General features: G+C 72.2%; 16 protein-coding genes. 12 read left to right on the top strand and 4 right to left on the bottom strand.

Features of this window, described 5'->3' with window-relative positions:
* Positions 1 to 32: 32 nt before the first annotated feature.
* Positions 33 to 1232, top strand: coding sequence for an IS256 family transposase (locus ENE75_RS10445; protein ID WP_128198191.1), 1200 nt, complete (start codon positions 33 to 35; stop codon positions 1230 to 1232).
* A 129-nt stretch (positions 1233 to 1361) separates the two neighbouring features.
* On the opposite strand, the gene ENE75_RS10440 is transcribed toward ENE75_RS10445, so the two are convergent.
* Together ENE75_RS10440 and ENE75_RS10435 are read right to left on the bottom strand one after the other, a co-directional pair.
* Positions 1362 to 3116, bottom strand: a complete 1755-nt coding sequence (locus ENE75_RS10440) for a methyl-accepting chemotaxis protein (RefSeq protein WP_128198190.1) — start codon at positions 3114 to 3116, stop codon at positions 1362 to 1364.
* Positions 3117 to 3177: 61 nt separating this feature from the next.
* Positions 3178 to 5079: a methyl-accepting chemotaxis protein gene (locus ENE75_RS10435; protein WP_128198189.1), complete on the bottom strand. Its 1902-nt coding sequence runs from the start codon at positions 5077 to 5079 to the stop codon at positions 3178 to 3180.
* A gap of 707 nt (positions 5080 to 5786) precedes the next feature.
* On the opposite strand from ENE75_RS10435, the gene ENE75_RS10430 reads away from it, so the two are divergent.
* From ENE75_RS10430 to ENE75_RS10405, 6 genes are all read left to right on the top strand, one after another.
* The gene (locus ENE75_RS10430; RefSeq protein ID WP_128198188.1) at positions 5787 to 7364 is read left to right on the top strand and encodes an ABC transporter substrate-binding protein; all 1578 of its coding nucleotides are present in this window, start codon (positions 5787 to 5789) and stop codon (positions 7362 to 7364) included.
* A 98-nt stretch (positions 7365 to 7462) separates the two neighbouring features.
* Positions 7463 to 8440, top strand: a complete 978-nt coding sequence (locus tag ENE75_RS10425; RefSeq protein ID WP_128198187.1) for an ABC transporter permease — start codon at positions 7463 to 7465, stop codon at positions 8438 to 8440.
* Between the two features lie 15 nt (positions 8441 to 8455).
* Positions 8456 to 9382 (top strand): ABC transporter permease, encoded by a 927-nt coding sequence (locus tag ENE75_RS10420; protein WP_128198186.1) that lies wholly within the window; start codon positions 8456 to 8458, stop codon positions 9380 to 9382.
* Positions 9379 to 10374 (top strand): ABC transporter ATP-binding protein, encoded by a 996-nt coding sequence (locus ENE75_RS10415; protein ID WP_128198185.1) that lies wholly within the window; start codon positions 9379 to 9381, stop codon positions 10372 to 10374. The genes ENE75_RS10420 and ENE75_RS10415 overlap by 4 nt, the downstream gene beginning before the upstream one ends.
* A complete protein-coding gene (locus ENE75_RS10410) occupies positions 10371 to 11381 on the top strand; it encodes an ABC transporter ATP-binding protein (protein ID WP_128198184.1) in 1011 nt (336 codons plus the stop codon). The genes ENE75_RS10415 and ENE75_RS10410 overlap by 4 nt, the downstream gene beginning before the upstream one ends.
* 62 nt (positions 11382 to 11443) lie before the next feature.
* Entirely contained in the window at positions 11444 to 12397 is a 954-nt protein-coding gene (locus ENE75_RS10405; protein WP_128198183.1) for a M14 family metallopeptidase, read from the top strand.
* Between the two features lie 48 nt (positions 12398 to 12445).
* Here the strand turns inward: ENE75_RS10405 and ENE75_RS10400 are convergent, their stop codons facing one another.
* On the bottom strand, positions 12446 to 13840 hold the full coding sequence (locus ENE75_RS10400; protein WP_199232260.1) for a TonB C-terminal domain-containing protein: 1395 nt from the start codon (positions 13838 to 13840) through the stop codon (positions 12446 to 12448).
* A gap of 923 nt (positions 13841 to 14763) precedes the next feature.
* On the opposite strand from ENE75_RS10400, the gene ENE75_RS10395 reads away from it, so the two are divergent.
* Positions 14764 to 16728, top strand: a complete 1965-nt coding sequence (locus ENE75_RS10395) for a DUF7800 domain-containing protein (RefSeq protein WP_128198181.1) — start codon at positions 14764 to 14766, stop codon at positions 16726 to 16728.
* Positions 16729 to 16799: 71 nt separating this feature from the next.
* Positions 16800 to 17078 (top strand): hypothetical protein, encoded by a 279-nt coding sequence (locus tag ENE75_RS10390; protein WP_128198180.1) that lies wholly within the window; start codon positions 16800 to 16802, stop codon positions 17076 to 17078.
* A gap of 30 nt (positions 17079 to 17108) precedes the next feature.
* Here the strand turns inward: ENE75_RS10390 and ENE75_RS10385 are convergent, their stop codons facing one another.
* Complete coding sequence (locus ENE75_RS10385; RefSeq protein ID WP_128198275.1) at positions 17109 to 17999, bottom strand: LysR family transcriptional regulator; 891 nt, start codon at positions 17997 to 17999, stop codon at positions 17109 to 17111.
* Between the two features lie 97 nt (positions 18000 to 18096).
* Here ENE75_RS10385 and ENE75_RS10380 point away from each other — a divergent pair, with 97 nt between their 5' ends.
* From ENE75_RS10380 to ENE75_RS10370, 3 genes are all read left to right on the top strand, one after another.
* Entirely contained in the window at positions 18097 to 18435 is a 339-nt protein-coding gene (locus ENE75_RS10380; protein ID WP_128198179.1) for an HPF/RaiA family ribosome-associated protein, read from the top strand.
* Positions 18436 to 18445: 10 nt separating this feature from the next.
* Positions 18446 to 18871 (top strand): TerB family tellurite resistance protein, encoded by a 426-nt coding sequence (locus tag ENE75_RS10375; RefSeq protein WP_128198178.1) that lies wholly within the window; start codon positions 18446 to 18448, stop codon positions 18869 to 18871.
* Between the two features lie 114 nt (positions 18872 to 18985).
* Positions 18986 to 20599 (top strand): AmpG family muropeptide MFS transporter, encoded by a 1614-nt coding sequence (locus ENE75_RS10370; RefSeq protein ID WP_199232259.1) that lies wholly within the window; start codon positions 18986 to 18988, stop codon positions 20597 to 20599.
* The last annotated feature ends 39 nt before the right edge of the window (positions 20600 to 20638 follow it).

Here is a 20638-nt window from a genome sequence, read left to right as displayed (position 1 = left end):
AATCCAACCTTGTCCATGCAAAGGAAACCACGATGACCACCGCCACTATGGCATTGACCGAGCTCGCCGAGAAGGGAGCCGACATCGACGTGCTGCGCCAGATGGTGCAGTTCATGGCCCAGCGCCTGATGGAGATCGACGTCGAGGGGCGCTGCGGCGCCCCCTACGACGAGAAGGCCCCTGGTGCCCGGCTGAACAGCCGCAACGGCTACCGCGACCGCACCTGGGAGACCCGCGCCGGCAGCGTCGAGTTGCAGATCCCCAAGCTGCGTCGCGGCAGCTACTTCCCGGAGTTCCTGGAGCCCCGGCGCACGGCCGAGAAGGCGCTGACAGCCGTCATCCAGGAGGCCTACGTGCACGGGATCTCGACCCGCTCGGTGGACGACCTGGTCAAGGCCCTGGGCATGAGCGGCGTCTCCAAGAGCCAGGTCAGCCGGCTGTGCGGCGAACTCGACGAGCAGGTCGGCGCGTTCCTCAACCGGCAGATCGAGGGCGACTGGCCCTACCTGTGGATCGACGCGACCTACGTGAAGACGCGTGAGGCCGGGCGCATCGTGAGTGTGGCGGTGATAGTCGCTGTGGGCGTCAACACCGATGGCCAGCGCGAGGTGCTGGGCCTGAAGGTCGGCGCCAGCGAGGCCGAGCCGTTCTGGACCGAGTTCCTGCGCAGCCTGAACCGCCGCGGCCTGCGGGGCGTCAAGCTCGTGATCAGCGACAGCCACGAGGGCATCAAGGCCGCCGCGGCCAAGGTGCTCAAGGCCACCTGGCAGCGCTGCCGCGTGCACTTCATGCGCAACGCCCTGGCCCACGCCGGCAAGACCCAGCGGCGCATGGTCAGCGCGGCCATCGGCACGGTGTTCGTGCAGGACTCGGCCGAGGCGGCACGAGCGCAGTGGCGAACCGTCGCCGACCAGCTGCGCGGCAAGTTCCCCAAGCTCGGTGCGCTGATGGACGAGGCCGAGAACGATGTGCTGGCCTTCATGACCTTCCCACGCGCGCACTGGACGCAGATCTACTCCACGAACCCGCTGGAGCGGCTCAACGCCGAGATCAAGCGACGAACGAACGTCGTGGGCATCTTCCCCAACGACGCAGCCCTCGTGCGCCTGGTCGGCGCCATGATGCTCGAGCAGAACGACGAGTGGAGCCTGAATCGTCGCTACATGCAGCTTGAGGGCCTGCAGACCGTCAGCGATACTGTGCCGACTCGGCTGTCCGCTGTGGCTCGCTGAGTAGCGCGCATCCAGCACGTCCGGGCTGTGGACCTACACCACGCGCTGGGACACGAGCATCGGGTGCCATGCGGGTGTGCGGTGTGCGGGGTTGGTGCCGCCGCGGCACGACCGGCCCAGGCGGGCTACTCAGAAGGCCGTCCACTCCGTTTCATCGGCCGACGCCGGGGCCGGGGCGGGCGCGGCGGCAGGTTTGCCCGCCGATCGCGGCCCAGGCGCCGTTGCGGCCTTCGGGCCGGCCTTGGCGTTCACGGGCAACGCTGCGTCAGCCGCACTGGCCTTGGCACTGCGACGCAGGTCCACCGCGTCGCTGTCGCAGATCGTGCTGTCGGTCTTGCTCAGCCGGAACAGGCGCATCGCCTGCGTCAGGGTGACCACCTGCTGCTGCAGCGAACCCGTGGCGGCCGCGAGTTGCTCGACCATCGCCGCGTTCTGCTGGGTGACACCGTCCAGGTGCGTCACGGCCTCGGTGACCTGCCCCACACCCGCGAGCTGCTCCGATGTCGCCGCATTGATCGACTCCAGCGTCGCGGAGACTTCGCCGACCGTGCCCAGGGCCTCGCTCATTGCGCGCTGGGCAGTCTCGGTGTGCTGCACCCCGGCATCGACGCGCTCCGACGAGGTCGCGATCAGGCTGCGCACCTCCTTGGCCGACTGACTCGTCCGCTGTGCCAGCGCGCGCACCTCGGACGCCACCACCGCGAAACCGCGGCCGGCTTCACCCGCGCGGGCCGCCTCCACCGCCGCGTTCAGCGCGAGGATGTTGGTCTGGAACGCAATGCCTTCGATGACCTGGATGATGTCGCTGATGCGCTGGGACGACTCGCGGATCGCGCCCATGGACGTCACGACCTCCTGCACCGCGCGTTCGCTGCGCTGCGCGACCTCGCCCATGCTGCCGGCCAGCAAGGCGCCGGTTGACGCATGCTGTGCCGTGCCGCGGACGGTGCCGTTGATCTGCTCCATCGAGGCCGCCGTCTGCTCCAGGCTGCTGGCTTGTGCCTCGGTGCGCGCCGACAGGTCCTGCCCGCCGGCCGCGATCTCCTCGGCGGCATGGCGCACGTTGTCGATCTCGGCGCGCACGTCGCCGATCGTCGTCCGCAGGTTCACGCCCACCTGGGACAACGCGAGTTGGGCCAGGCCCAACTGCCCCGGCGCGCCCGTCCTCACACCATGGGCCAGGTCGCCGGCAGCCAGCTGCAGTGCGTCCTGCACCAGCGACCCGAGCTCGCGCTGGCTGCGCCCATAGCTCAGCACCCACGCCGCTGCCGCCATGGCCAGCGCGCCCGGCACCCACAGGGCCGCCGGCAGCGCCTGTGCGGCTAGCGCCGAGAGGAACACGGCGCCCAGCGTGGCAGCGCCGCCGACGCCCCAGCGGCGCACCTGGGCGCTGACCGCATGCAGCGTCCGCCCGATCAGGCCGAGGGGCACGACCTGACCGCGCCGGATCCCGGTCTTCAGGCGGCCACTGTCTGCCTCCTGCTGCATGCGGGCATACAGCGCCTCCGCGGCCTGAACGGCGGCGCGGTCGGGCACCGTGCGAACGGAGAGGTAACCCGTGATCTGCTCACCGGCCTTGATGGGCGTGGCATTGGCCAGCACCCAGTAGAAGTCGCCATTCTTGCGGCGATTCTTGACCAGGCCCTGCCAGGGCAGACCGCCGGCGATGGTGTCCCACATGTCCCGGAAGGCCTCCTCGGGCATGTCCGGATGGCGCACCAGGTTGTGCGGCTGGCCGAGCAGTTCCGCCGCGCTGAAGCCGCTGGCTTCGGCGAAAGCCTGGTTGCAGTGGATGATCCGTCCCTTGAGGTCGGTCACGGACACCAGCGTCTGGCCGTTCCGGAGTGGGTATTCCTGCTGGGTGACGGGCAGGTTCTTGCGCATGGGGGCTTCCTCGATTGGTCCGCCGCGGTGGGCGTGGGCGTACCGGTGGGTGGCGGGTGGATCAAGCGGTCTTGAAGAACGCCATCGCCTGGTTCATGCGTTCGGCGCTGTCCTTTAACGACGCTGCGGCGGCGGCGGTCTCCTCGACGAGGGCCGCGTTCTGCTGGGTCATGGCATCGAGCTGCTCGACCGACTGGCTGACGTCGGCGATCCCGCTGGTCTGTTCCCTGGCGCCGATGCTGATCTCGGCGATCAGCTGCTTGACGCCGTTGGCGTTGTCGACAATCTGGCGCATCGTCTGCCCGGCCTGGCCGATCACCGAGGCACCGGACTCCACCTGGTCCACGCTGACACCGATCAGCGACTTGATCTCCCGCGCCGCGCCGGCGGAGCGCTGGGCCAGCGCCCGCACCTCGCTGGCGACGACGGCGAAGCCGCGGCCCTGCTCGCCGGCGCGTGCTGCCTCGACCGCGGCATTGAGCGCCAGGATGTTGGTCTGGAATGCGATGCCGTCGATGGTGCCGATGATCTCCCCGATCCTGGCCGACGACTCGCGGATCCTGTCCATCGTGGCCACGGCCCGTTCCACCTCGTCACCGCCCTTGGAGGCCACATCGGCATTGTTGGCCACCAGGCTGGACGCGCCCTGCGCGGTGTGCGCTGTCTGCTGCACGGTGGTCCCGATCTGCGTCATCGCCGCCGACGTGCGCTGCAGGTGGCTGGCGGTCTCCTCGGTCCGGCGAGACAGGTCCAGCGAGGCCGATGCGACTTCCTGGCTCGCGGTCTGGATCTCGCCGGCACCGGCGCGCACCTGGCCGACGATCTGCCGCAGGGCCTCCAGGGTGCTTGCCAGCGTGTTCATCAGCCGGGCGACTTCGTCCGACCCCCACGGGCGCGGCTGCAGCGTGAGGTTGCCCTTGGCGATCTCATCGAGCTGGCGCGCCACTTCGCTGATGCCCCCCTGGGTCACGCGATAGAAGGCCACCAGCATGTAGACGGCCACGGCCACGCCGAACAGCGAGATCCCGAGCTGCAGGTACAGGGTGCGGTTCAGGCCGAACAGGCGTGCCGCCAGACGCTTATCCAGTGCGTCAAAGACACGGCCGACGCTTGCGTAGTGCTCTCCGATCGCCAGGTTGCCTGCGGCCACGAAGGCCTTTGCATCGCCGGTTGGTACGTCACCCATCACGTTGGCCTGGACCAGGGCCAGGAAGTCCCGGCTCGCCGCCACCGCCTTGGCGGTGCGGATCTCGTCGCTGATCGACGCATCGGCAGCGACGGCCCGCGCCAGCGAGGCCTCGATCCCGGCCTGATGGGCCAGGGCAAAGGCCTGCGCACGGGTCACCAGGTCGTGCTGGGCCTGCGTCTTGGTACCGGCACGGATCAGCGCGTTGCCCATGCCGCGCATCTGGCCGAGCTGCTCGATGAGCTGCGGCTGCTTGAACAGCGCCGCGTCCATCAGGTAGTAGGTGTCGACGTCCGGGTCCAGCGTCAGGTTGGAGTTGTAGGCCACGTCGTCGAGGAGCGCGAAGACGGCATCGATGAAGGCCGTGTGGGCGGCGAAGGTGGCCGAGGCGTCGCTGCGCACCGGCTGGCCCACCACGTCGGCTTGCAGTCGTTGGACCAGAGCCCAGGCCTCGTCGGTCGCCAGTTCTTTGCCATGCCGTGCCTGCACCCCGGCCACAGCCTCCAGGGCCTTGGCCACGCGTTGCTGCGCTTCCGGCAGGTCGGCCGCGTTGGCGGCCGACGCCCGGCGGCGGTTCTGCGCCGCGTCCAACAGCGGCATCAGCTCACGCGCATAGGTGACGCCGACGCGCTCCTTGGAAGAGAAGGCGATGTTCTGCGACGCGGTCAGCCACAGCGACACCGTCAGCATCACGATCGGCAGCAGGAAAGCCAGCGACACCCAGGCCGATTTGGCCGGAAAGCCGATGCGGCGGAACGCGCGGATGCCCGGCGCCATGAACCCATGGTGACGGAAGAAGGCGGGGGTATCGGCAGCGGATGGACCCGGTCGCGTTCCGGGGGCGGGGGTCGACAGCGTGACCATGTCTGGGCTCCAGCAAGGCAGGTGCGCGGTTTATCGACGCACCCATGGTGGATCTGAGGGGCGCCGGAACGATCAGCGCACGGGGAGAAGGCGGCGGCCTGCACCGAAACCGAGCGTCCAACGTCTCAGTGCGCGAAGTTCTGAGCCGCAAGCTGCGAATTGATGGATGGGGTTCGACATGACGCTGCGCTCGAGGCTCCCGCTGTCCGCGGCGCGCACCACTTTGGTGCATTCAGGCAGGCTGAGTGGCTGCGCATGAACTGGGTGTGACCGTGGACTACCGCACGAACTCGCCCGGGCAGGGGCAGGCATGACGGCGTTCCGCCGGCGGCTGCCAGTGGCCGTTCGGCCCCCGGTCAGCCGGCCGCAACGGGCCCAGGGACCTCCTGGCGCCGCCCAGTCTGGTGGGTGTCGGCGGCTCCGACACCCTCGCTGCGGACCTCGGGGCCACGATCCCGCCGTCCAAGCCGGCAGACCAGGCGGCGCCAGCCCAGCGGGTTTCCACCGGGACGTGCCGTCCGGGCCATCGCATAGCCTGCGCGCCTCGGCGATCCAGGGTTGGCCGCTGTGCTAGGCACGCGGCAGTGACTGGTCCCGCCACTTCACCAGGAGCGAGTTTCATGTCCGGATCGAACGTCGTGCGCAGGGCCGCGGTGCCGCTGCTGTTGTCGCTGCCCCTGCTGGCCATGGCCCAGGACCTGCGCGTGGGCCTGGCGGCCGAGCCCAGTTCGCTCGACCCGCACTATCACAACCTCAGCCCCAACAACATGACGTCGCGCCACGTCTACGACACCCTGGTGTCGCAGGACGCGAAGCAGACCCTCGGCCCGGGCCTGGCCGAGAGCTGGAAGGCGGTGGACCCGACGACGTGGGAATTCAAGCTCCGCCGCAACGTGAAGTTCTTCGACGGCAGCCCCTTCACGGTGGACGACGTGCTGGCCACCGTCAAGCGCCTGCCCAACGTGCCGCGCTCGCCGTCGAGCTTCGCGCCCTTCGTGGCCGGCATGACGTTCGAGAAGGTCGACAGCCACACGCTGCGCGTGAAGACCGCCGCGCCGGCGCCGCTGGTGCCCACCAACCTGTCGACCTTCGGCATCGTCTCCAAGGCCTGCGCCGAGGGTGTGAGCACCGAGGACTTCAACGCCCTGAAGTGCCAGGGCGGCACCGGCCCGTTCAAGTTCACCGAGTACAAGCCGGGCGACCGCATCGGCCTGGCGCGCAACGACGCCTACTGGGGCAACAAGCCGGCGTGGGCCACGGTGAGCTTCCGCTTCCTGACCGCCGCGCCCACGCGCGTGGCCGCGCTGCTGGCCGGCGACGTCGATGTCATCGAGGGCGTGCCACCCACCGACATCCCGCGCCTGAAGGCCGACGCCAACATCGACATCGCCGAGACGCTGTCCAACCGCGTCATCTACTTCCACATGGACCAGTTCCGCGAGAACTCGCCCTTCATCACCGCGAAGGACGGCTCGCCGATCAAGAACCCGCTGCTGGACCGCCGCGTGCGCCAGGCGCTGTCGATGGCCATCAACCGCCCGGCCATCGTCGAGCGCCTGATGGACGGCGCCGCCGTGCCGGCCGAGCAGGTGCTGGCCAAGAGCTTCTTCGGCACCTCGCCCAAGCTGCAGCCCACCGCCTTCGACCTGGCCGGCGCGAAGAAGCTGCTGGCCGAGGCCGGCTTCCCCAACGGCTTCAAGATGAAAATGCACGGCCCGGCCGGCCGCTACACCAACGACACCAAGATCATCGAGGCGGTGGCGCAGATGTTCACCCGGCTGGGCATCGACACCGAGATCGAGACCATCCCGCCGGCCAACTTCTTCAGCCGCGCGTCCACCGGCGCGGGCGGGCTGCCGGAGTTCTCGTTCATCCTGGTGGGCTGGGGCGCCAGCACCGGCGAGACCTCGGGCTCGCTGAAGTCGCTGATGGGCACCTTCGACAAGGCCAAGGGCTCGGGCGCGGCCAACCGCGGCCGCTACAGCAACCCGGCCCTGGACGCCAAGCTGCAGGAGGCCCTGGCCACGGTGGACGACGCCCAGCGCGCCGCGTTGCTGGCCGAGGCCTCGGAGATCGCCTTCAACGACGTGGGCATCATCCCGTCGCACTACCAGACCAACGTCTGGGCCTCGCGCAAGGGCTTCAAGGTGCAGGCGCGTTCCGACGAGTACACGCTGGCCACCGGCATCTCACGCTGAACCCTGCGCTGAAACCCGAAGCGACCACTCTGAACGACATGCCCGTGCCGCCGGCCCGCCCCTGCGCCGGCATGGGCAGCGTCGTGAGCGCCTGAACCATGCTCTCCTTCTTCCTGCGCAGGCTGGGCCAGGCGGCGCTGGTGATCTTCGTCATGGTGGTGGTCGTCTTCTTTGGCGTGAACGTCATCGGCGACCCGATCTGGATGCTGGTCTCGCCGGAGATGGACCAGCAGGCCATCGCCGCCACCGCCGCGTCGCTGGGCCTGGACAAGCCGATCTGGGAGCAGTTCCTCTACTTCCTGCGCGGCGCCGTCACGGGCGACCTGGGGCGCTCCTTCGTGCACGGCGAGCCGGCCATCCAGCTCATCCTCAGCCGCATGCCGGCAACGATGGAACTGGCGCTTGTGGCACTGCTGATGGCCGTGGTGCTGGGCATCCCGCTGGGCCTGTACGCCGGGCTGCGGCCCGACGGCTTCCTCTCGCGCGGCATCATGGCCGGCTCCATCCTCGGCTTCTCGCTGCCCACCTTCTGGGTCGGCCTGATGCTGATCATGGCCTTCTCGGTGATGCTGGGCTGGCTGCCGGCCACCGGCCGCGGCGACACGACGGACATCCTCGGCGTGCAGACCAGCCTGCTGAGCCTGGAGGGCTGGAAGTACATCGCGCTGCCGGCGCTGAACCTGGCGCTGCTGAAGATCAGCCTGGTGATCCGCCTCACGCGCGCCGGCACGCGGGAGGTGGTGCTGATGGACTACGTGAGGTTCGCGCGCGCCAAGGGGCTGAGCCCGACGCGCATCGTCGGCGTGCACGTGCTGAAGAACATCCTCATCCCCATCGTCACCGTGCTGGGGCTGGAGTTCGGCTCGCTGGTGGCGTTCTCGGTGGTCACCGAGACCATCTTCGCCTGGCCCGGCATGGGCAAGCTGCTGCTGGAGGCCATCCAGCGCCTGGACCGCCCGGTGATCGTGGCCTACATCATGGTGGTGGTGGTGGTGTTCGTGGTCATCAACCTGGTGGTGGACCTGCTGTACTCGGTGCTCGACCCGCGCGTGCGGCTGGTCGAGGCCAAGGCCTGAGGAAGAGGAACCCACGTGTCCGCCACGCCGCACCCCGAAACGCCCGTGAACCCGGCCACCGCACCTGCGGCCGACACCCCCTGGCGCAGCTTCTGGCGCGATTTCTTCAAGGACCGCGTGGCCACGGTCGGCCTGGGCCTGTTCGTGCTCATCGTGGCGCTGGCACTGGCCGCGCCGCTGATCACGCCGCAGAACCCGTACGACCTGTCCACCGTCGACCTGATGGACTCGCGCCTGCCGCCGGGCGAGGCCACCGGCGAAGGCTTCACCGCCTGGCTGGGCACCGACGGCGTGGGGCGCGACCTCTACTCCGGCATCCTCTACGGGCTGCGCATCTCGCTGATGGTGGGCGCGCTGTCGGGGCTGATCGCGGCCACCGTGGGCATGGCCGTGGGGCTCCTGGCGGCCTACGCCGGCGGCCGCACCGACGCCGTCATCATGCGCATCGTCGATCTGCAGCTGTCGATGCCGGCGGTGCTGGTGGCGCTGATCCTGGTGGCGGCGCTGGGCAAGGGGGTGGACAAGATCATCATCGCGCTCGTCGTCGTGCAGTGGGCCTACTACGCGCGCACGGTGCGCGGCAGTGCGCTGGTGGAGCGGCGGCGCGAGTACGTGGAGGCGGCGCAGTCGCTGGGCCTGTCGCCGCTGCGCGTGATGTTCCGCCACATCATGCCCAACTGCCTGGCGCCGGTGATCGTCATCGTCACCGTGCAGTCGGCGCATGCCATCTCGCTGGAGGCCACGCTGTCGTTCCTCGGCGTGGGCCTGCCACAGACCGAGCCGTCGCTGGGCGTGCTCATTGCCAACGGCTTCCAGTACATGCTCAGCGGCAAGTACTGGATCAGCTTCTTCCCCGGCGTGGCGCTGCTGCTGACCATCGTCTCCATCAACCTGATGGGCGACCGCATCCGCGACGTGCTCAACCCGCGGCTGGAGAAATGACGGTGGCCTCGGCACAACCGCTGCTGCAGGTGCGCGACCTGGCCACCCACTTCCCCACCGGCGCGGGCCTGGTGAAGGCGGTGGACGGCGTGTCCTTCGACGTGCACCGCGGCGAGGTGCTGGGGCTGGTGGGTGAATCCGGTTCCGGCAAGTCGGTCACCGGCTTCTCGATCATGGGCCTGATCGACCCGCCCGGGCGCGTGGTGGCCGGCTCGATCCGGCTGGAGGGCGAGGAACTGGTCGGCCTGGAAGACGAGGCGATGCGGCGCGTGCGCGGCAAGCGCATCGCGATGATCTTCCAGGACCCGATGATGACGCTCAACCCGGTGCTGCGCATCGACACGCAGATGATCGAGGCCATCACCGCGCACGAGAAGGTCTCCACACAGGCCGCGCGTGCCCGGGCCCGCGACGCGCTGGCGCAGGTGGGCATCCCGTCGCCCGACGAGCGGCTGAGCGCCTACCCGCACCAGTTCTCCGGCGGCATGCGCCAGCGTGTGGCGATTGCCACCGCGCTGCTGAACCGGCCCGCATTGATCATCGCCGACGAGCCGACGACGGCGCTGGACGTCACCATCCAGAGCCAGATCCTGGCCGAGATGCAGCAGCTGTGCGCCGACACCGGCACCGCACTGGTCTGGATCACGCACGACCTGACGGTGGTGGCCGGGCTGGCCCAGCGCATCGCCGTGATGTACGCCGGCCGGGTCGTGGAGACCGGCCCGGTGGACGACGTGCTGGACCACCCCATCCACCCCTACACGCAGGGCCTGCTGGGCTCGCTGCCGTCGGCCGGCACGCCGGGGCAGCCGCTGGCTCAGATCCCGGGCTCGACGCCTTCGCTGGGCCGCCTGCCGCCAGGCTGCGCCTTTGCGCCGCGCTGCGGCCACGCCAGCGATCGCTGCACCCGCGAGGCGCCGGCCGTCCAACCGTTCGGCGGCGGGCGCGAGGCGCGCTGCCACCATCCTTTGCAGCCGGTGAGTGCATCGTGAACGACGCCCCGCTGCTCGAGCTGACCCAGGTCTCCAAGCGCTTCAGCAAGCCGCTGGGCACGGCCGAACGCGTGGCCAACTGGCTGGGCGCGCGCCACCGCGAGCAGGTGGTGCACGCGGTGGACGAGGTCAGCCTCACGGTGCAGGCCGGCGAGGTGGTGGGGCTGGTGGGCGAGTCGGGCTGCGGCAAGAGCACGCTGGGCCGCATGGTGGCCGGCATCCACGCGCCCAGCGGCGGCACCATGCGCTGGCAGGGCCGCACCGCGGCCGAGATGACACCGGCGCAGCGCCGCGAGGCCACGCTGGCGGTGCAGATGATCTTCCAGGACCCGATGTCGTCGCTGAACCCGCGTCTGCGCGTGGCCGACATCGTGGGCGAAGCGCCGGTGGTGCACGGCCTGGTGCCCAAGGCGGGCATGGCCGACTACGTGGCGCAGGTGCTCGAGCGCGTGGGGCTGGACCCGGTGTACATGCGCCGCTATCCGCACCAGTTCTCCGGCGGCCAGCGCGCGCGCATCGGCATCGCGCGGGCGCTGGCGGTGCGGCCCACCTTCCTGGTTTGCGACGAGAGCGTGGCGGCGCTGGACGTGTCCATCCAGGCCCAGGTGCTGAACCTGTTCATGGCCCTGCGCGCCGACCTGAACCTGACCTACCTGTTCATCAGCCACGACCTGGGCGTGGTGCGCCACCTGTCGGACCGCGTGGTCATCATGTACCTGGGCCGCATGGTGGAGGCCGCACCGGCAGCCGAGCTCTTCCGGCAGCCGCGCCACCCCTACACGCAGGCGCTGCTGGCCAACGTGCCCTCGCTGGCCAGCCGCCACAAGCGCTTTGCGCCGCTGAAGGGCGAGATCCCCTCGCCGCTGGACCCGCCGCCCGGCTGCCACTTCCACCCGCGCTGCCCGCACGCCGGCCCGGGTTGCCGCCAGGAACGCCCGGTGCTGGTCGAAACCGCGCCCGGGCACCTGAGCGCCTGCCACCTGGACAGCGGTGGCACGGGTGCCTGAGCACCGCGGGTTCCGGCCCGCACCGTTGCATCGCCTCTCCCATCCCTGACGCCCGCCCGACCATGACCGATACCCTGCCCATCGAGATCCAGGCCCCCGACATCCGCCGCTGGCGCCAGGGCAACACCGGCGTCGACTTCGTGCACGAGTTCGACAGCGGCATGCCCGGGCCGACGGTGCACGTGCAGGCGCTCACGCACGGCAACGAGATCTGCGGCGCCGTTGCGCTGGACGCGCTGCTGGCCGAAGGCTTCCAGCCGACACGCGGCCGACTCAGCCTGGCCTTCGGCAACGTGGCCGCCTTCGAGCGCTGGGACCCGGCCAAGCCCTTCGAGTCGCGCTACGTCGACGAGGACTTCAACCGCGTGTGGGCCGACGACGCCATGCACAACGGCGACACCGTGGAGCGGCGCCGCGCACGCGAGCTGCAGCCCTTCGTGGACGCCGCCGACCTGATGCTCGACATCCACTCGATGAACGAGCCCTGCGCGCCGCTGATGGTGTGCGGCACGCTCGACAAGCACGCGCGCCTGGCCCAGGAACTCGGTACGCCGGCCGACCTGCTGCTGGACACCGGCCACCCGGCCGGGCTGCGCATGGTCGAGCGCGGCGGCTTCGGCGACCCGGCCAACCCCCGGCGCGCGCTGCTCGTCGAGTGCGGCCAGCACTGGGAGGCCGGCGCCGCCGCCGTCGCGCACGACACGCTGGCGCGCTTCCTGGGCCTGGCCGGCATGGCGCCGGCCGACTGGGTGCAGGCCCACGTGCGCGCACCGCTGCCGGCGGCGCAGCGGCTGGTGCGCGTCACCGAACCGGTGGTGGCGCGCAGCTCGGCCTTCCGGTTCCGGGTGCCGGTGGTGGCCATGAGCGTGATCCCCAAGGCCGGGACGCCCATCGCCGAGGACGGCGAGCATGTCTGGACGACGCCCTACGACGACTGCGTGCTGGTCATGCCCAGCCAGCGCCGCTTCAAGCCCGGGCAGACGATGGTGCGGCTGGGGCGCTACGTCACGCTCTGAGCGCCGCGGGATCGGCCACGCCCGCGGCTGCGGCCGCTGCGTCGGCGGCTACTGCAGCCGCACCGCGGTGTCGAACACCCAGGTGCGGCGGATCTCCACCACGTCGAACTCGGCCGCCAGCGCCGGCGGGAACGGCGGATGCGGCGCCAGTTCGCGCAGGATGCGGCGCACCATCTCGTCCACCACCGGCGAGCCGCTGCCCAGCACGAAGCGCACCGACTCCACGCTGCCGTCGGCGCGCAGCGCCACCGTGACGAGCGGCGGCGTGTGCCGCTGGCTCGCGGCCTCGGCCACCATGGCCGGTGTGGGGTGCAGCTGGATGCGGCGCGCCCAGGCCTCGGCGTAGGCCACCAGTTCGGCATTGGTGTCGATGCGGCCGAACAGCCGCGCCCGGCGCAGGCTGCTGGCCGCCGGCGGCAGGGGCGGGCGGCCGTCGGCGTCGGCGGGCGTGGCCAGGGCGCGCTGGCGGGCCGCCTCGCGCTGCGCGTCGCGGGCATCGGCTTCGGCGTCGAGCTGACGGCCCATGGCACGCCGGATGCGCTCGCGGCGGGCTTCAGCCTCGTCGCGAGCGGCGGCTTCGCGGGCGGCGGCTTCGCGGGCGGCGGCTTCGCGGGCGGCGGCTTCACGAGCTGCGGCTTCACGAGCGGCAGCTTCACGAGCGGCAGCTTCACGAGCGGCAGCTTCACGAGCTGCGGCTTCGCGGGCGGCAGTGGCAGCTGCCGCTGCAGCGGCGGCCTCGGCTTCACGCCGGGCCAGCGCCTGGCGATCTGCCTCTGCGCGCTCGGCGGCCACCTGTTCAGCGGCCAGGCGTTCGGCCTCGGCCCGCTCGGCAGCCTCCCTTGCGGCCCTTTCACGCTCGCGTTCGGCAGCGGCCTGCTGTTCGGCCTCCCGCTGCTGCGCGGCGCGTTGCTCGGCCAGTCGTTGCTCGGCCAGTCGCTGTTCTGCCTGCAGAGCTTCGGCGCGTTGCTGCTCCGCCGCTTGCAGGGCTGCTGCTTCCTGGCGCTGTCGCGCCGCGGCCTCCTGCGCCTGCAGCGCGGCGGCGCGCTCCGCGGCTTCGCGCTCGACCTGGGCGGCTCTGGCGGCCTCGGCGGCCTCGGCAGCCTGTCGACGGGCAGCCTCCAGGCGCGCGGCCTCTTCACGTGCGGCCTGCTCTCGCGCCGTCTGCAGGGCCTGCGCAGCACGGGCGGCGGCCGCGCGCTCTTCGGCCAGGCGCGCTTCGGCCAGCCGCGCCGACTCCTGCTCCGCCAGGCGTGCACGTTCGATCCGTTCGCGGTCCTCCGCCGCGTCTCGGTCCAGCGCCTCGGCATCGGCGCGTGCCGAGGCGACGCCGCCATCGGCCATGCGCGGCGCCGATGCCGCCGCCTCGACGACCGGCGCGGACGCCGGCAGCTGGACACGATCCGCCGCTTCGGGCGTGACCACGTCGGGCGGCACGGCGGCCACGACGCGTGGCTCGGCCGGCGGCGGGTCTGCAACCGGGCGGGGCGGAGGCGACGGAACTGGCGGTGGCGGCTCGGCCACAGGCAGCGGTGCGGGCGGTAGCTCGGGCGCGACCGGCGGCGGCGCAGGGGCCGCTTCCATCGACGGCGTCGGGTTCGGCGCCACGGCCTCTGCGATCACGGGATCCGGGCGCGGCGGCGCCGGTGCCTCGGTCGCCGCGGCGACGGGTTCCGGCGCAGGCAAGGGCGTCACCTCCGGCACAGGGGCTGGGGCTGGGGCTGGGGCTGGGGCTGGGGCTGGGGCTGGGGCTGGGGCCGGGGCCGGGGCCGGGGCTGGGGCCGGGGCCGGGGCCGGGGCCGGGGCCGGGGCTGGCACTGGCACTGGCACTGGCACTGGCACTGGCACTGGTGCCGGTAAGGGTGCAGGGGCGGGCTCGGAGATGAGCTCAGGGGCAGGCAAGCGCGCAGGCGCAGGCCGCGGCGCCACGACGACCACGGTCGGCGTGGCGACCTCGGCGCGACGGGGCTGCCACGGAAAGCCCAGGCCGGGCGCGCCCGCGACGGCGCCGCTGAGGACCCAGGTCAGCACCCCGGCGTGCAGCAACACAGACGCCAGCAGGGCACCCAGCAGGCGGCGGTCGTGCCGGCTGCGGCGTGGTCGACGCCGCCGACGCGGCGACGTCTCTACGCGCGCGCGTGTCACGCTGAGCGCCCCCACGCCTGCGTCCAGACCCTCCCCGGCCACGGCACGCCATGACGGCGCGCGCGGCCCGCATCGCGCCACTGCATGGGCACGATTGTGGTGCCGGCGCGCGGCTTCGCCGGTGGCGGCGGCGGTTCAAGCCTAGACTCTTGCCGCATGCGGGCACCGAACCGGCCTTCCTCCTCGTCCCCGGCGGCTGGCTCGTTGGCCGGCGCGCGGTCCGGGTGAACACGGCGCTGCTGGCCGGCCCGCTGCTGCGCCGGGTGCAGGCCCGGCAGGTGGCGCTGTGGCTGGCCACCGACGGGCCGGCGCGGGTGCGCATCATGCTGCACGACGATCACGGCGCCGAGCGGCCCTCCCGCACCACGGTGCGCACGCTGCGCGCCGGCACCGGGCTGGCGCTGCACCTGGTCACCGTGGCGCCGGACGCCGACCTGCCCGCGGACACCTGGACGGCCTACCGCGTCTGGCTGGCCCCTGCCGACGACACCGCCACGGCGGACGGCCCCTGGGCCGACGCCACCGACGCGGCCCTGTGCTACCCCGGCCACGACACCCCGGGCTTCGTCTTCGCACCCCGCGTGCGTGCGCTGCTGCACGGGTCCTGCCGCAAGCCGCACCACGGCGGGGACGGGGACGGGCTGGTGCGCGCCGATGGCCATCTCGCGCACCTGCTCGCGTCACCCGAAGCGGCCGATGCCGACCCCTGGCCGTCGGCCCTGGTGCTCACCGGCGACCAGCTCTACTGCGACGACGTGGCCGCGCCGATGCTGCGCGCCATCCACGCGCTGGGCCAGCGCCTGGGCCTGCCCGACGAGGACCTCGCCTGCGCCGAGAGCACCGACCTGCCCGACGCCCTCGCGCTGCGCGCCCACCCGGCCACCTACTGCGAGCGCATGCGGCTGCTGCCGAAGACCGTGGGCAGCCGCCGCCTGGCCGACCTGGTCTTCGGCGGCGTGCGCAAGCCGGTGTTCACCAGCGACAACGCGCACAACCACCTGATCACGCTGGCCGAGGTGCTGGCCATGGTGATGCTGGTGTGGTCGCCGCTGCCCTGGGCCGGCCTGGACACCGCCCCGCCGGCCACGCTGCCCGAGCGCCACCGCGCCCGCTGGGCGCGCGAGCAGGCGGCGCTGGACGAGTTCGTGCGCGGCCTGCCCGCCGTGCGCCGCGTGCTGGCCCACCTGCCCACGGCCATGGTCTTCGACGACCACGACGTGTCCGACGACTGGAACCTCAGCCACGAATGGGAACAGGCGGCCTACGGCCACCCGTTCTCGCGCCGCGTGATCGGCAATGCGCTGATCGGCTACCTGCTGGGCCAGGGCTGGGGCAACGCGCCCGAAGCCTTCGACGACGCGCTGCTGGACCGCGTGCAGGCGGTGCTGGACGCCCCGGGCGCGCCGGGCCACGACGACCTGATCGACGAGCTGCTCCACCACCGCCACTGGCACTACCGCTGGGACACCACGCCGCCGCTGATCGTGCTGGACAGCCGCACGCAGCGCTGGCGTTCCGAGGTCTCGCCGCGCCAGCCCTCGGGCCTGCTGGACTGGGAGGGCCTGACCGACCTGCAGCAGACGCTGCGCGGCCTGCCGGCCGTGCTGCTGGTGGCCTCGGCGCCGGTGTTCGGCGTCAAGCTGATCGAGGCGGTGCAGCGGTTGTTCACCTTCTTCGGCCGGCCGCTGATGGTGGACGCCGAGAACTGGATGGCCCACCCGGGCGCGGCCAGTGCGGTGCTCAACGTGTTCCGCCACCCGCAGACGCCACGCACCTTCGTCATCCTGTCGGGCGACGTGCACTACAGCTTCGTCTACGACGTGGAGCTGCGCCCGCGCGCGCGGCTGGGCCAGGCCGACCCCACGCAGCCCGGGCCACACATCTGGCAGGTCTGCAGCAGCGGGCTGCGCAACCGCTTCCCGCGCCGGCTGCTGGCGGTGCTGGACCACGGCAACCGCTGGCTGTATTCGCCGCGCTCGCCGCTGAACCGGTTCACGCGCAGGCGGCTGATGCGCGTGACGCCACGCAAGCCCGAGGGCACGCCGCACGGCCGCCGGCTGCTGGACGGCTGCGGCATCGGGCTGCTGGTGCTCGACGACGAGGGCCGGCCCACCCAGCTGCGCCAGCTGATGGCCGACGGGCGCGACGTGGCCTTCGTGCCGAGGGAAGGCGAGGCACACGACGCCTGAAGGCCGGGGCACACCGGCCGGGTCGAAGGGGCCAGAACCCGGCCCGCATCGCCTGCCCCGACAATCGGGCGATGAGTTCTCCACTGAATGCCGCCGTCTACGAATGTCCCGAGCGCCGGGCCCAGGGCCCGCTGCTGCTGCAGGCCAGCGGGCCGAAGGGCCATTTCGTCGCGCAGCGCGCCGCCAATGGCACCTGGTCGCGCCTGGGCGAGATGCCCAGCACGCTGGCGCCTGCCTGGGCCGAGGTGAAGGACGACCTTGCACGCGAGGTGCTCTACATCGGCGCGGTGGCCGCGCTCTGGCCGGGCCTGGACCCCTGGCCCTTCGCCGCAACGCCCCCGGCCCGCTGACGCCGCCGGCCCGACCCGACCCGGTTCGGCTCACCCGCCTGGCGCGGCGTCCAACAGGCGCCGCACCAGCGGGTGCTGCACCTTGCGCTCGGTGCCGATGGCCCAGAACTGCTCCTCCACGCCGTCGCAGTCGCCCACGCGCTGCACCGCGTAGCGGGCCAGCATCGCCGGCTCCACCACCACCGGGCCTGGGAACAACCCCAGGCCGGTGGCGCCGAAGGCCTTCATCAGCGCGCCGTCGTCGAACTCGCCGGCCACCTGCGGATGCAGGCCGTGGCGCTCGAACCACTGCTCCAGCGCCGGCCGCAGCGCGGAGTGCGCACTGGGCAGCAGCACCGGCAGCGTGCCCAGCGACTGCGGGAAGCCCGAGCGTGCCGCTTCGGCCAGCGCAGGCGGTCCGTACCAGGCCACGGCGCTGCGGCCCAGGGCGTGGCCGTAGAGGCGCAGGTTGGGGTTGGGCGGGGCGGGGCGGTCGGCGAGCACCAGGTCCAGCCGGTGCTGCGCCAGTTCGGCCAGCAGCCGGTCCTGCGGGCCTTCGCTGCACAGCAGGCGCAGGCCCGGTTCGGCGAGCACCGGCGCCAGCAGGCGCTGCACCACCAGCTTGGCCAGCCCGTCGGAGACACCCACCGCCAGCCGAACGGCGCGCGAGCCCGCGGCCACGCGCACCTGCTCTGGCAGCGCGGCGCCGAGCGCGAAGATGCGATCGGCCAGCGTGCGCGCCGCCTCGCCGGCCTCGGTGAGCACCAGGCCGCGGCCCGCCGGGCGCAGCAGCGCCACGCCCAGGTCGCGCTCGAGGGCCTGCAGCTGCGCACTGACGGTCTGCACCGCCACGCCCAGCCGTGCCGCGGCGCGCGAGACGCCGCCTTCCTGCGCCACGACCCAGAAGTAGTGCAGGTGGCGGTAGTTGAAGCCGGGCTCGATCATCAGGTTTCCTCGCAGTGACGTTTCGGTCGCGGCTGCTTTTTCCGCAGGGTCCGTACCGCCAGCATTGGGGTTCTTCGTCATCCGGAGGTTCCCCATGCAGCTGATCTTCGAGACCCGCGACCCGCAGGCCGCGCGCTGGCGCGACATGGCCGAACGCCGCCTGCGCTTCGTCATCCGCCGCCTGCAGTGGCTGGTGCCGCAGGCGCGCATCCGGCTGAGCGACCTGAACGGCCCCCGCGGCGGCGTGGACAAGCGCTGCCAGGTGGAACTGCACACCGCCGGCGCCGGCACCGTGGTGGTGACGGCCGTGGCTGCCCACTGGCCGGCCGCGCTGGACCGCGCCCTGGCCCGTGCCGGCCGCGCCCTGCTGCGCGCCTGGCGCCGCACCCGCCAGCAACGGGCGGCCGCCACGGCCCTGCCCCTGCCCACGTGAGGAGACCATGATGCGCTGCTACCCCACCGACAGCCCGCAGGCCGCCGCCCGCATCGTGGCCCTGGCGGCCCTGGCCGACGGCCAACTGAGCCGCGACGAACTGGACCACCTGGAGCGGCTGGGCGTGCACGACCAGCTCGGCCTGACCCGCGCCGACTGGCACGACGTGCTGCATGCCCTGTGCGAGGACCTGCTGGCCTGCACGCGCCTGACCTGGGGCGACGCCTGCAGCGTGGACCCGCTGACGCTGCAGCACCTGCTGGCCGAGGTGCACGACCCGGCCCTGCGCGAGCGCGTGCTGGCGCTGAGCCTGGCCGCAGCGGAGGCCGACGAACAGGTCACCGACGGCGAGGCCCTGGTGCTGGCCGCCGCGGTGGAGCGCTGGGGCCTGCAGCACCGCATGTTCGAGCGCACGCCGCTGCCGGCCGCGGCTTGAGCGCATGAACCCCGGTGCCGCCCTGCCGACCACAGGGCGGTCCGGGGCGTTGGCGGGAGACTGGGCAGAATCGGGCCTGCTCACCCGCCATCCGGCGCTCGCCCGGAACCCCCCTTGCCGCCCGACACCGACGCCGCCCGTCCCCCGCCCACGCTGACCCAGCGCGCCGCCGCGCTGCACCGCCTGCTCGTCGTCACCGTGCTCGGCTTCGCGTCGGGCCTGCCGCTGGCGCTCACCGGCCAGGCGCTGCAGGCCTGGCTGACGCTGGAGGGCATCGACATCGCCACCATCGGCTTCCTGAGCCTGGTGGGGCTGCCCTACACCTTCAAGTTCCTGTGGGCGCCGCTGATGGACCGCTTCGACCTGCCCTGGCTGGGCCGGCGGCGCGGCTGGCTGGTGCTCACGCAGCTGACGCTGGCCGGTGCGCTGGCGGCGCTGGCGGCCACGTCGCCGGCGGACTCGATCCGCGTCTTCGCGCTGCTGGCGGTGGCGGTGGCCTTCATGTCGGCCAGCCAGGACGTCGTCATCGACGCCTACCGCACCGACCTGCTGCCGCCGGCCGAACGCGGCCTGGGCGCGTCGCTGAACGTGATGGGCTATCGCCTGGCGATGATCGTCTCCGGCGGCGTGGCGCTGATCTGGACCGACCCCGCGCAACTGGCGGCGGGCGGGGGTGGCTGGACCTGGCCCGAGGTCTACCGCTTCATGGCCGGGCTGATGGTGGCCGCGGCGGTGCTGTCGGCCACCGTGCTGCCGCGCGTGGCAGCACCGGCCGGCCCGCGGCCGGCCGCGCGGCAGGACCTGCTGGGCTTTGCCGCCGTGCTCGCCGCAGTGGCCCTGGGCTATGTGCTGGCCGACCGCTTCGCCCAGCCGGTGGCCCAGGCCCTGGTGGGCCCGCTGGTGGAAGGCAGCACGCTGCCGGCGCGCCTGCAGCAACGCTGGGTGGAGCTGGCGGCGCTGCTGCTGGGCATCGGCATCACGCTGCCGCTGGCGGCCTGGGCGGCACGGCGCGCGCGCTTCGAGACCCTGCTGGGCGGCCTGCGCAGCTACTTCACGCAACCGGGTGCAGCCGCCTTCCTGGGCCTCATCGTGCTCTACAAGCTGGGCGACGCCTTCGCCGGCAGCCTGATGACGCCCTTCCTGCTCAAGAGCATGGCCTTCAGCGCCGCCGAGGTGGGCGTGGTCAACAAGATCATCGGCCTGTGGCTGACCATTGGCGGCGCGCTGCTGGGCGGGCTGCTGATGCTGAAGCTGGGGCTGTGGCGCGCGCTGCTGATCTTCGGCGTGCTGCAGGCCGCCAGCAACCTGGGCTTCTGGTGGCTGGCCGTGCACGGCGCCGGCGCCATGCCCGGGCTCACGCTGCCGGCCTTCGACTGGGGTTTCGTCAAGCTGGCCACCGCCACGCCGGTGGACGGCGGTCTTCTGATGGTGGTGGCGGCGGAGAACCTCTCCGGCGGCATGGGCACGGCCGCCTTCGTGGCCTTCCTGATGAGCCTGTGCAACCAGCGTTTCACGGCCACGCAGTTCGCGCTGCTGAGCGCCTTCGCGTCGGTGGGCCGGGTGTGGGTGGGGCCGCTGGCTGGCGTGCTGGCCGAGAGCATCGGCTGGCCCACGTTCTTCATCCTCAGCACCGTGCTGGCGCTGCCGGCGCTGGCGATGCTGTGGTGGCTGCGGCGGCCGATCCGGGCGCTCGAGGCCGACCCGCAGGCGCGCGACGAGGCTGCCTAGAATGGGCCGTCACGGAACCCGCACCGGCGCCGGCCGGTC

This window comes from Rubrivivax albus (assembly GCF_004016515.1).
Taxonomy (GTDB): Bacteria; Pseudomonadota; Gammaproteobacteria; order Burkholderiales; family Burkholderiaceae_C; genus Rubrivivax; species Rubrivivax albus.
The sequence above is the reverse complement of the archived record's forward strand: the minus strand, read 5'-3'. Positions and strand labels throughout refer to the sequence as shown.

What these genes read in the sequence shown, in the direction of transcription:
- ENE75_RS10405 (WP_128198183.1), top strand. Translation starts at nt 11,444, where the DNA reads ATGACCGATACCCTGCCCATCGAGATCCAGGCCCCCGACATCCGCCGC.
- ENE75_RS10380 (WP_128198179.1), top strand. Translation starts at nt 18,097, where the DNA reads ATGCAGCTGATCTTCGAGACCCGCGACCCGCAGGCCGCGCGCTGGCGC.
- ENE75_RS10390 (WP_128198180.1), top strand. Translation starts at nt 16,800, where the DNA reads ATGAGTTCTCCACTGAATGCCGCCGTCTACGAATGTCCCGAGCGCCGG.
- ENE75_RS10440 (WP_128198190.1), bottom strand. Translation starts at nt 3,116, where the DNA reads ATGCGCAAGAACCTGCCCGTCACCCAGCAGGAATACCCACTCCGGAAC.
- ENE75_RS10415 (WP_128198185.1), top strand. Translation starts at nt 9,379, where the DNA reads ATGACGGTGGCCTCGGCACAACCGCTGCTGCAGGTGCGCGACCTGGCC.
- ENE75_RS10425 (WP_128198187.1), top strand. Translation starts at nt 7,463, where the DNA reads ATGCTCTCCTTCTTCCTGCGCAGGCTGGGCCAGGCGGCGCTGGTGATC.
- ENE75_RS10445 (WP_128198191.1), top strand. Translation starts at nt 33, where the DNA reads ATGACCACCGCCACTATGGCATTGACCGAGCTCGCCGAGAAGGGAGCC.
- ENE75_RS10435 (WP_128198189.1), bottom strand. Translation starts at nt 5,079, where the DNA reads ATGGCGCCGGGCATCCGCGCGTTCCGCCGCATCGGCTTTCCGGCCAAA.
- ENE75_RS10375 (WP_128198178.1), top strand. Translation starts at nt 18,446, where the DNA reads ATGCGCTGCTACCCCACCGACAGCCCGCAGGCCGCCGCCCGCATCGTG.
- ENE75_RS10430 (WP_128198188.1), top strand. Translation starts at nt 5,787, where the DNA reads ATGTCCGGATCGAACGTCGTGCGCAGGGCCGCGGTGCCGCTGCTGTTG.